The 10,366-nt window shown below is 49.6% G+C and carries 11 protein-coding genes; 5 read left to right on the top strand and 6 right to left on the bottom strand.

Features of this window, described 5'->3' with window-relative positions; translation table 11 throughout:
- Positions 1-60: 60 nt before the first annotated feature.
- Both ACTHUT_RS09405 and ACTHUT_RS09400 read right to left on the bottom strand, forming a co-directional pair.
- Positions 61-741, bottom strand: coding sequence for an OmpA family protein (locus ACTHUT_RS09405; RefSeq protein ID WP_107848704.1), 681 nt, complete (start codon positions 739-741; stop codon positions 61-63).
- 218 nt (positions 742-959) lie between these two features.
- The gene (locus ACTHUT_RS09400; protein ID WP_250601765.1) at positions 960-1,835 is read right to left on the bottom strand and encodes a YoaK family protein; all 876 of its coding nucleotides are present in this window, start codon (positions 1,833-1,835) and stop codon (positions 960-962) included.
- A gap of 161 nt (positions 1,836-1,996) precedes the next feature.
- Here ACTHUT_RS09400 and ACTHUT_RS09395 point away from each other — a divergent pair, with 161 nt between their 5' ends.
- From ACTHUT_RS09395 to ACTHUT_RS09380, 4 genes are all read left to right on the top strand, one after another.
- Entirely contained in the window at positions 1,997-2,386 is a 390-nt protein-coding gene (locus ACTHUT_RS09395; RefSeq protein WP_049331430.1) for a hypothetical protein, read from the top strand.
- A gap of 122 nt (positions 2,387-2,508) precedes the next feature.
- The gene (gene ribF / locus ACTHUT_RS09390; protein ID WP_250600957.1) at positions 2,509-3,435 is read left to right on the top strand and encodes a bifunctional riboflavin kinase/FAD synthetase; all 927 of its coding nucleotides are present in this window, start codon (positions 2,509-2,511) and stop codon (positions 3,433-3,435) included.
- Between the two features lie 138 nt (positions 3,436-3,573).
- Positions 3,574-6,366 (top strand): isoleucine--tRNA ligase, encoded by a 2,793-nt coding sequence (gene ileS, locus ACTHUT_RS09385; RefSeq protein ID WP_440418753.1) that lies wholly within the window; start codon positions 3,574-3,576, stop codon positions 6,364-6,366.
- Positions 6,367-7,022: 656 nt separating this feature from the next.
- Positions 7,023-7,157 carry a hypothetical protein gene (locus ACTHUT_RS09380; RefSeq protein ID WP_350223300.1) on the top strand — a complete coding sequence of 45 codons (135 nt, stop codon included), beginning with the start codon at positions 7,023-7,025 and terminating at the stop codon, positions 7,155-7,157.
- Positions 7,158-7,203: 46 nt separating this feature from the next.
- Here ACTHUT_RS09380 and ACTHUT_RS09375 read toward each other — a convergent pair whose 3' ends face one another.
- The 3 genes from ACTHUT_RS09375 to ACTHUT_RS09365 all read right to left on the bottom strand — a co-directional run bounded on the left by ACTHUT_RS09375 (position 7,204) and on the right by ACTHUT_RS09365 (position 8,253).
- Positions 7,204-7,611 (bottom strand): MliC family protein, encoded by a 408-nt coding sequence (locus ACTHUT_RS09375; RefSeq protein ID WP_250600955.1) that lies wholly within the window; start codon positions 7,609-7,611, stop codon positions 7,204-7,206.
- 241 nt (positions 7,612-7,852) lie between these two features.
- Positions 7,853-7,978 carry a type B 50S ribosomal protein L36 gene (ykgO, locus tag ACTHUT_RS09370; protein WP_250600953.1) on the bottom strand — a complete coding sequence of 42 codons (126 nt, stop codon included), beginning with the start codon at positions 7,976-7,978 and terminating at the stop codon, positions 7,853-7,855.
- Positions 7,978-8,253: a type B 50S ribosomal protein L31 gene (locus tag ACTHUT_RS09365; RefSeq protein ID WP_440418752.1), complete on the bottom strand. Its 276-nt coding sequence runs from the start codon at positions 8,251-8,253 to the stop codon at positions 7,978-7,980. Before ACTHUT_RS09365 ends, ykgO begins: the two co-directional genes overlap by 1 nt.
- A 173-nt stretch (positions 8,254-8,426) precedes the next feature.
- Here ACTHUT_RS09365 and ACTHUT_RS09360 point away from each other — a divergent pair, with 173 nt between their 5' ends.
- Positions 8,427-9,923: a TrkH family potassium uptake protein gene (locus tag ACTHUT_RS09360; protein ID WP_440418751.1), complete on the top strand. Its 1,497-nt coding sequence runs from the start codon at positions 8,427-8,429 to the stop codon at positions 9,921-9,923.
- Positions 9,924-9,977: 54 nt separating this feature from the next.
- Here the strand turns inward: ACTHUT_RS09360 and ACTHUT_RS09355 are convergent.
- The coding region (locus tag ACTHUT_RS09355) for a sugar phosphate nucleotidyltransferase (protein WP_440418750.1) at positions 9,978-10,366 on the bottom strand (389 nt) is incomplete at its 5' end.

Below are 10,366 nucleotides of genomic sequence, written 5' to 3'. Positions count from 1 at the left end.
GAAAAAAGGCCGTCTGAAATTTCAGACGGCCTTAATTATGGGAATCAGACAGATGTCGGATTACATTTGTTTTTTAGCAGCGTCAATGGCGCGTTGGTCGGGGTTGATCAAGATTTCAACGCGGCGGTTTTGTGCGCGGCCTTCAACAGTAGCGTTGGAGGCGATGGGTTGACGGGAGCCGTAACCGAAAGTGCTCAAACGGGTGCTGCTTACGCCACGGGATTGCAGGAAGATGGCAACAGATTCGGCGCGGTTGCGAGACAATGGCTCGTTGATGGCGTCGTTACCGGTATTGTCGGTGTGGCCGTTGATGGTCAAAGTGGTGTCAGGATATTGAACCAAAGTTTGCGCGGCGGCAGACAAGGCGCTTTGAGCATGGCCGCTCAGGGCAGCGCTGCCGGTAGCGAAGGTTACGTTTTCAGGCATAACCAGTTTGATTTGGTTGCCTTGACGTTCAACTTCGATGTTAGTGTTGGCCAGGCTTTGACGCAGTTTTTTCTCTTGGTAGTCCATGTAACCGCCGATACCGGCACCTACTGCACCACAAGCCAATGCGGAGTTACGCGCGCCTTTACCGCCGTGGGTCAGCGCACCAACGATGCCGCAAACAGCCGCACCACCCAAACCGTACATAGCGGTTTTGCTGGCGGATTGTTGACCGGTAACAGGATCAGTTACACAGCCGGTAAGTGCCAAAGGAATTGCAGTAGCAATAACGGTCAGGGGTTTTAAGAATTTCATGTCGTATCCTCTTTTTAGATGACGGCACGGGCCGTCTGAAAAAAATGAATAAAAACCGCGTGGGTCATTACGAATTAATGATACCGAATATCTGAAACGCAAAAGAACGGGTTTAACCCGATATTACGCAAATATTTGCCAGTTAACATAATACTGAAACATTTCTGCATTTTTCTGACCGTTTGGCCATTTTACTACCAGATAAAAAGCAGGTTTCTTTACGATTTCTTCCGTTTTTCCTTTTTACGGCGATACCAGCTGACAAATGCCCATTTCAATCTGACTTTGACATCGTATCCCACCGAGCCTGCGCCCAGTATGAACAAAACGGCGGAAACGGGCAGGGCGAAATGATGGCCGACCAAATGATAACCCCATACGCCAACGATGCCGCCCAGTAAAAACGACAGCATCAAGCCGCTTAAAAGCCACATTTTCGGTTTGTTGACGCGGACGTGCGGGAGGCGCGGATGGTGTTGCTTGGAATAATAAAGTGCACGTGAAATTTCAATTCCCAAATCGGTTGCCGTGCCGGTCATGTGGGTGGAGCGGATGGCGGAGCCGGACAAAAGCGTAATGACGGTATTGTGCATGCCCATGATAAAGCACAATAAAAACAATGCTAAAGACGGCATGATGAAATCCGGGCCGCCAAAATCCCATTCCATCGCGGTAATGCCGAACAAGCCGAAGATCAATAGATAAACCGCTTCCAGCCACATGGAAAAACCAAAGCTGCCACGGAAACGCATTTGCTGCGTCCACAAAATCACCCAGCCCGAATGCGCGGCTCCGGCAACAAAACACAACACGCTGATTGTGGCAATAATGGCCACACTCCACTCTTGAAGATACAAAACATCTGCCAACAGCGACATTGAGCCGGTAACGTGGGAGGTATAACGTGAGAATGCGAAGTAACCGCCGGCATTAATCGCACCGGCAAGAAAGGCCATGATGTAACCCAGCCGTCTGAAACGGGCATCGGAAATATTGTGTTCGTGCAGGTACGGGCGGTCTGCCTGCCAAAACGGCGGCGTGTGTTGCCTATGGTGGCGCTGTCGGTAAGAGTGGGGCCGTTTGTCGTCGTTCATTGATTTGAGGATAGGGGCGAGCATTTATACGGAGTGTATTTTATATGCAACTGCCTGTTGCTAAGAACAAATAATATAAAGTGTCCCTAAGTTGCCACACTTGCCCATTGCAAGATGAAGGCGTACATTAATAGCCATACATGAGTATAAGGAAACATCCGATGAATCCTATCCGCCTGACCTTATTGATTGGTGCTGCCGCATTACTTGCCGCCTGCGCCACCACGCCTGAGCAAAAAGCCGCACGCGCCCAAGCGCAGAAACGCTATGAGCAGGATCTTCAAGTACATCTTGCCGCTCAATGCGACCAAGAGACTGCCGCGCTGATCCGCCGAAAATTTGACGAAGAAGGCAAACCCGGTGCCGCAACTGCGGAACAAAAAGCCTTCCGCCTCAAATATATCGACAAAGTTTCCGATCCGATGTTCCAAGCCTGCTATAAAATGGCATGGCAAAACTATATTTCCCAAGAACAGCTGCGCGAAGCCCGCTACTATCGCTATTACGACGATTGGGGCTATCCGTTTGGCCGTTATCCTTGGTGGTGGTAAGGTATTAACAAACTTTAGGGCCGTCTGAAAGCATATATTTATTGGTTTCAGATGGCCTAAGGTTTATTGAAACGGCAATAACGTTTACAATAGCCGCCTATTCAAACACAATACCACCACCCATGAACATCTGGCTTGGACAGCGACACGCGCCCAAATTTCCGCAAGGAGCCGCCGTAACCATCGGCAACTTCGACGGCGTACACCTTGGGCACAAACACATTCTACAAAAACTCAAACGAGAGGCAGACCAGCGCGGTCTGCCTGTTGTCGTTGTTGTTTTTGAGCCTCAGCCCAAAGAATTTTTTGCGCGCAAAGCCGGGAAAAAGCTGCCTTACCGCATCAGTCCGCTACGTACCAAATTGCGTCTTTTGCGTGAAACCGGTTGTGTGGATGCCGTTTGGGTCTTGCGTTTTAACCAAGCTTTCTCCGATATGAGCGCACAAGCGTTTATCGACCAGCTTTTGCGCCAAACGCTCAATACGCGTTATCTGCTGATTGGCGACGATTTCCGTTTCGGTGCCGGCCGTGAAGGCTGTTTTGAACTCTTGGCTCAACAGCCCGATATGCAAACCGAGCGCACGCCGTCCGTTATCGTTGAAGACATCCGCACCAGCAGTACCGCCGTCCGCCAAGCCCTTTCAGACGGCAAGTTGGAATACGCCAAAAAACTGTTGGGCCATGATTATGTGTTGAGCGGAAAGGTCAAACACGGGCAAAAACTCGGCCGCACCATCAACGCGCCTACCGCCAATGTCCAACTTCCTCCGTATCATTATGCGCTAAGCGGCGTATTTGTCGTTGAAGCAGACGGCACATTCGGCACGCGCCGAGGCGTTGCCAGCTTTGGTTTTAACCCTACTGTCAGCAACAACCGCTCGCAAAAGCTGGAAGTCCATCTGTTCGATTTCAACGGTGATTTGTACGGCCAACGCATCTTCGTCCGCTTCCTGCACAAACTGCGTGACGAGAAAAAATTTGAGAGTATCGAAGCATTGAAAACCCAAATTTTGCAAGATATGGAAGATGCGAAGGTTTGGAAAGTATAGAAACGCTTCTAGAAGCTTATAAAATCAAGACAATTGGGCTACAATAAGTCCTTTGAATTTTTTCAGACGGCCTGTTCTTTTCAAAATGAGTAATCAGGCCGTCTGAAACCGAAATACCGCAACAATAGAGATCAAAAAATGACCGATTACAGCAAAACCGTAAACCTGCTCGAAAGCCCGTTTCCAATGCGCGGCAATCTTGCCAAGCGCGAGCCTGCATGGCTGAAAAGCTGGTACGAGCAAAAACGCTATCAAAAACTGCGTGAAATCGCCAAAGGCCGTCCGAAATTCATCCTGCACGACGGCCCGCCGTATGCCAACGGCGACATCCACATCGGTCATGCCGTCAACAAAATCCTTAAAGACATCATTATCCGCAGCAAAACCCAAGCCGGTTTCGATGCGCCTTATGTGCCGGGCTGGGACTGCCACGGTCTGCCCATCGAAGTGATGGTGGAAAAGCTGCACGGCAAAGACATGCCTAAAGCGCGTTTCCGCGAATTGTGCCGCGAATACGCCGCCGAACAGATCGCCCGCCAGAAAAAAGACTTCATCCGTCTGGGCGTGTTGGGCGATTGGGACAATCCCTACCTGACCATGGATTTCAAAACCGAAGCGGATACCGTGCGTATGCTCGGCGAAATCTACAAATCGGGCTATCTCTACCGCGGCGCGAAACCGGTTCAGTTCTGCTTGGACTGCGGCTCTTCGCTGGCGGAAGCGGAAGTGGAATACAAAGACAAAGTATCGCCTGCGATTGACGTTGCCTATCCGTTTAAAGACACTGCCGCGCTTGCCGCCGCATTCGGTTTGGCAGGTATCGAAGGCAAAGCGTTTGCCGTCATCTGGACGACCACGCCTTGGACGCTGCCTGCGAGCCAAGCTGTGTCTGCGGGTGCGGACGTGGTGTATCAATTAATCGATACGCCCAAAGGCAAATTGGTGCTGGCGAAAGATTTGGCAGAAGATGCGCTCAAACGCTACGGCTTCGTTTCAGACGACCTGAAAGTATTGGCAGAAACCACCGGCGACAAGCTGGAAAACCTGCACATGAATCATCCGTTCCTCGAACGCGATATTCTCATGCTCAACGGCGAACACGTTACCACCGACGCTGGTACGGGCTTGGTACACACCGCCCCCGCGCACGGTTTGGAAGACTACGCCGTCTGCAACAAATACGGCATCGAGCTTTACAACCCCGTCAATGCCGAAGGCAAATACATCAGCGAAACGCCGCGCGTCGCAGGCATGAGCGTTTGGGAAGCGAATCCCGTCATCCTGCAATGGCTGGAAGAAACGGGCAACCTCTTGGCAAGCAGCAAAATCGAACACAGCTACGCCCACTGTTGGCGCCACAAAACGCCGTTGATTTACCGTGCGACCGGCCAATGGTTTGTCGGTATGGATAAAGCAGGTGACGACGGTAAAACCTTGCGCGATAAAGCCATCAAAGCCGTTGATGACACTGAATTTTTCCCATCATGGGGTCGCGCGCGTTTGGAAGCCATGATTGAAGGCCGTCCTGACTGGGTGGTTTCACGCCAACGCTATTGGGGCACGCCGATGACTTTCTTTGTTCACAAAGAAACCGGTGAACTGCATCCAAACTCTGCCGAGTTGTTGGAAAAAGTTGCTCAAAAAATCGAAGGAAAAGGCATCGAAGCATGGTTCTCTCTTGATAAGAGCGAACTCTTGAGTGCGGAAGATTGCGAAAATTACGACAAACTTTCCGATACCATGGACGTATGGTTCGACTCCGGCTCGACCCATTACTCCGTCTTGAAACAACGCGAAGAATTGGAATGGCCGGCTGACTTGTACCTCGAAGGCAGCGACCAACACCGCGGCTGGTTCCAATCCTCCATGCTGACCGGCTGCGCCTCTTCCATGGGACGCGCCCCGTACAAACAGCTTCTGACCCATGGTTTCGTGGTTGACCAAAACGGCCGCAAAATGTCGAAATCCATCGGCAACGTCGTCGCGCCGCAAGAAGTCTATAACGAATTCGGCGCAGACATCCTGCGCCTGTGGGCGGCATCCACCGATTACAGCGGCGAATTGGCGATTTCCAAAGAAATCCTCAAACGCGTCACCGAAAGCTACCGCCGCATCCGCAACACCTTGAGCTTCCTGTTTGCCAACCTCAGCGATTTCAACCCGTTCGAACACACCGTGCCGCAGGCAGACATGGTCGAAATCGACCGTTACGCCTTAGTATTGGCGCGCCAGCTGCAAGAGCGACTGGCGGGCGACTACTATCCGCGCTACGCCTTCCACTTCGCCGTGAAAGACATCGTCGCCTTCTGTTCGGAAGACTTGGGCGCGTTCTACCTCGACATCCTGAAAGACCGCCTCTACACCACCCAAGCCGACAGCCATGCACGCCGCAGCGCGCAAACTGCCCTGTATCACATCACTCGCAGTTTGGTTCTGCTGATTGCTCCGATTTTGTGCTTCACCGGCGAGGAAGCATGGGACATCATCGGTGGTGGCGAAGAAGACAGTGTCCTCTTCCACACCTGGCACGAGTTCCCGCCCATCAACGAAAAAGCCGAAGCCGAACTGGTGAAAAAATGGACGGCAATCCGCGAAGCACGCGAAGCAGTAACTGCCGCCATTGAGCCTCTGCGTACGGATAAAACAGTCGGTTCTTCATTGCAAGCCGAAGCCGAAATTACGGCTCCGGAAGAAATTGCCGACTATCTGAACACTTTGGGCGAAGAATTGCGTTTTGCTTTGCTGGTGTCTAAAGCTGAAGTGAAAGTAGGTGATGAACTTGCTGTAACCGCTAAAGCCAGCGATGGTGAAAAATGCGAACGCTGCTGGCACTATACCCACGATGTGGGCGCAGTTGCAGGCCATGAAACCATCTGTAAACGTTGTGCTGATAACGTTGACGGTAAAGGCGAAGACAGACATTACGCTTAATTGTTTGGTCTAAGATAAAGGCCGTCTGAAAACTTTGAAAATAGGTTTTCAGACGGCCTTTGTTTGACAAAAATGGAGATGAAGATGAAAAAAAGGATACTGCTTTTCACTATAAGCTTATTGTCTGCCTGCAATAATCAGCAACAGCAACCGGTTGAACAGTTACAGGAAACAATCCGAGTGCACAATATTCCGATTAACGTGATTACCCCTCAAAACGGCGTACCGATTGATTTTGAAAAAAAAGAATTTCAAGAAGCAAAAACATTTTTCGACAAGATTCAGCAAGTAGCGAAGGTTACGAGGGCATATTATATTTATCCCGAACCATCATGCTATACAAGGGGAAGCGGACGCTACTCTACAAAAGAATGTCACCAGGGCTTGGTTGAAAAAACATGTTTTTTAGTGAGTATGGAGCTACTCAATCCTTCTTTGACAAAACTTTCAAACGAACAGCGGTTATCGGAAAGCCTCAAATACATCGAACATCGGAAAAGAGAACTTAAGAAAAATGCCATGCCTATCGTAACATTCGATATTTTGGATGAAGGGGAAAATTATATTGTCTATGCAAAGAAATCTAGAAAATATGCCCATTTCAAACCAGAAGTTACCGCCAAGCTGGCTTTAAACGGATTATTGTTTGAAGGTGTATGCACGAACAACTCTCCCACGGCAAAGTTCACCTCTTGGGAAAGTACCGCAACAGTCAATTGGGTACGGGAACTGATAAAAATCAACCAACAAGGATCCAAGCCCGACCAGCCATAAAATTAAAGGCCGTCTGAAAACTTGTTTCAGACGGCCTTCAGCTATTCTATTGCTAAGTAGAAATTAGCGGGCAGAGCAAGAAGTTTCTACTTTGTTGCCGTATGGGTCAGTGAAGCCGAAGAATGCTTCGCTGCCTTTTTGATGCCATTCAGCGCCTTTGCCGAACAAGCCTTGGTTGGCAACATAGCGTTCGCCTGAACCTGCAACGGCAGAAGACAGGGTGGCAACTTTGTCGTCCAGACGCAGTTCAACTTGGTTGGTGCTCAGGTTGCGGACTTGTACAGACAGGCCGTTTTCGCAGCTGAATGATTGAACACGGCCGTCATTATGTTGCTGACCATGTTCGTGTGCATGGCTGTGGTCATGATTGTGCTCATGACGTTGACCATGGTCATGGCGATGGGCTTCAGGTGCGGCACAGGCAGCGAGGCTCATGGCGGCGGCAATTGCAAGCAGGGCTTTTACTTTCATTTTTGACTCCTATGGTCAGTATTGAAGGAAGAATGTAGCGGCATGTTATAAATATCTTTATGGCTTCACAATAGGGATAACCATTATTTACTTTTTCTTCCTGTTTCCGGGAGTATGGCAGGATTCTTTGTAGTTTTGATATGAATGATTAATGCCGTTTGAAAAAAAGCCGCACTTGCGCTAGAGGTAAACGAAAGTGCAGAAAATTCAGAGAGTTACATTGAAAGAAGGATAGGACAGCTTAACGCTGGCGTGCTTTAAAACAGGGATTGCTCTTGCAAATGACGTACACTTTGCCTTTTCGGCGGACAATTTGGCAGTCGCGGTGTCGTTTTTTTGCAGTTTTCAGAGATGAGAGAACTTGCATCATTTATCCTTTCTGAAAGAAGACATCATGGATTGGTAACGTTGGTTGAACTTGCTGGCGCGACCTTCGACATTGACGTTGCGTTGTTTGCCTGTGTATACGGGGTGGGACGCGGAAGAGGTATCAAGAGAGAAGAGGGGATACTCTACTCCGTCTTTCCAAACCATGGTTTTTCCGTGGGTATTGGCACATGAACGGATGAGCCATCCTTGGTCTGCACCGCTGTCGTAAAACAGGACGGTACGATAGTCGTCTGGGTGGATATCGGGTTTCATTTCTTTCTCCAGTTAATGTTATGGTATAACATTATACTCTTAGAAAAAGAGCAGGCAAGTGTTTTTTGGTTTTTCTTTATCACGGGGTTGCGGCATTTTGATAAAATATGCTGTTTCAGACGGCCTTTTTTTCATGAGGCCGTCTGAATATTTTGTTTTCTGATGATAGGGATATGATGGATTTGTATAAGGGTTTCAGATTGGGTGGTGCGGTAAGCAAGGTTGTGCCGATTATCCATGTATTGTCCAAGCTGGGGCTGTTGTTTTCACTGTTGTTGGCTGTGCCGACACTGATGTCGTATTTTTATCACGACAGCGCGTTTTTCGTGTTTGCCTATACGGCTTTGACAGTATTGTTGGTGTCGTGCGTTACTTGGGTGCTGACTTTGCGTTTCAACCGTGAATTGCGGCCGCGTGACGGATTTACCCTGGTATTGATGCTGTGGCTGGCCTTTGCCGTCGTGGCGGCGATGCCGATTTATTTCTATATGCCGTCCATGAGTTTTACTGATGCATTTTTTGAAGCGATGTCGGGGCTGACGACAACGGGGGCAACAGTAATTTCCGGCTTGGATACGCTGGCGCCGTCGGTGAATTTTTGGCGGCACATGCTCAACTGGCTTGGCGGTATGGGTATTATCGTGCTGGCTGTGGCGATTTTGCCAATGTTGGGCGTGGGGGGGACGCAGCTTTTCAAAGCGGAAATTCCGGGTATGGATAAGGAAAGCAAGATGGCTCCCCGCATTTCTCAAGTGGCCAAACGGCTGTGGTTTGCCTATGCGCTGACAACTGCTGCCGCCTTTGTATCCTTACATATTGCCGGCATGGGCTGGTTTGATGCCTTGTGCCATGCGATGTCGGCTGTGGCCTTGGGCGGTTTTTCTACACATGATGACAGCGTTGCCTATTTTGATTCTGTGGCAGTCGAATGGACGTTGATGTTTTTTACTGTCTGGGGCGGTATCAATTTTGCCAGCCACTTTACTGCGCTGGGCAACCGCTCTTTGCAGGTGTATTGGAAAGATGAAGAATGCCGTTCCATGTTGCTGGTTTTGTCGGGCAGTATTTTGATTTCGGCATTGTATTTATGGCAGCAGGACGTTTATCAAAGCCTTGGCGAAGCTTTGCGCTTTGTCAGCTTCAACTTTGTGTCCATCGGGTTGGCCAGCGGTTTTTCCAATGCTGACTTTGCCCAATGGCCGCTGATTGTGTCATTGTGGATGTTTTTCCTGTCGAACGTATTGGCAAGTTCAGGCTCTATGGGGGGCGGTATTAAAAACGTGCGTGCGTTGGTGTTGTTCAAATTCAGCTTGCGCGAAATGTTGATTTTGCTGCACCCGCGCGCGGTTCGTACGGTAAAGGTCAACAACCGCTCCATTCCGGATCGTATGGCGCTGACCGTCATGTCGTTCATCTTTATTTACTTTATGACGGTCATCGTATTCAGCTTTTTACTGATGGCGGCAGGCTTGGACTTTTTATCCGCCTTTACGGCAGTCATTGCCTGTATTACTAATGCAGGGCCGGGTTTGGGGGCAGTTGGTCCGTCGCATAATTACGCCGCGCTGAGCGATGTACAGAAGTGGCTGTGTACGGCGGTGATGTTGTTGGGACGTTTGGAGATTTTTACCGTTCTGATTTTGCTGACTCCGGCATATTGGAAGAAATAAGTTTGAGAAAAAGGCCGTCTGAAATTTCAGACGGCCTTTTCATAATGGCTGGGCTTAAGCGTATTGCTTGAGCAATTCTTTGAATTGTTCGCCAGTTTCAGGGTGTTTCAAACCGTAAGCCACGGTTGCTTCAAGGTAACCTAATTTGCTGCCGCAGTCGTAGCGTTTGCCATCAAACGCATGAGCTAAAACAAACTCATGGTCGAGCAGGCGGGCGATACCGTCTGTCAGTTGGATTTCGTTACCGGCGCCGCGGGGCAGGTTGGACAACAAGTCAAAAATACGCGGAGTCAGGATGTAGCGGCCGACAACGGCGAGGTTGGAAGGCGCTTCTTCCGGTTTGGGTTTTTCAACGATGTTGATAATACGTTGATAGTTTTTCAGCTGCTCGACTTCGACAATACCGTAAGAACCGGTTTGGGAAGGATCGATGGTTTCAACGC

Source organism: Neisseria sp. P0022.S010, from assembly GCF_051956635.1.
Note: the sequence above shows the minus strand (reverse complement) of the source record. Positions and strands in the feature narration are given on the sequence as shown.

Coding starts and splice junctions, on each gene's coding strand:
- ileS (WP_440418753.1), top strand. CDS start 3,574: ATGACCGATTACAGCAAAACCGTAAACCTGCTCGAAAGCCCGTTTCCA.
- ACTHUT_RS09405 (WP_107848704.1), bottom strand. CDS start 741: ATGAAATTCTTAAAACCCCTGACCGTTATTGCTACTGCAATTCCTTTG.
- ACTHUT_RS09400 (WP_250601765.1), bottom strand. CDS start 1,835: ATGAACGACGACAAACGGCCCCACTCTTACCGACAGCGCCACCATAGG.
- ykgO (WP_250600953.1), bottom strand. CDS start 7,978: ATGCAAGTTCTCTCATCTCTGAAAACTGCAAAAAAACGACACCGCGAC.
- ribF (WP_250600957.1), top strand. CDS start 2,509: ATGAACATCTGGCTTGGACAGCGACACGCGCCCAAATTTCCGCAAGGA.
- ACTHUT_RS09360 (WP_440418751.1), top strand. CDS start 8,427: ATGATGGATTTGTATAAGGGTTTCAGATTGGGTGGTGCGGTAAGCAAG.
- ACTHUT_RS09380 (WP_350223300.1), top strand. CDS start 7,023: ATGCACGAACAACTCTCCCACGGCAAAGTTCACCTCTTGGGAAAGTAC.
- ACTHUT_RS09395 (WP_049331430.1), top strand. CDS start 1,997: ATGAATCCTATCCGCCTGACCTTATTGATTGGTGCTGCCGCATTACTT.
- ACTHUT_RS09365 (WP_440418752.1), bottom strand. CDS start 8,253: ATGAAACCCGATATCCACCCAGACGACTATCGTACCGTCCTGTTTTAC.
- ACTHUT_RS09375 (WP_250600955.1), bottom strand. CDS start 7,611: ATGAAAGTAAAAGCCCTGCTTGCAATTGCCGCCGCCATGAGCCTCGCT.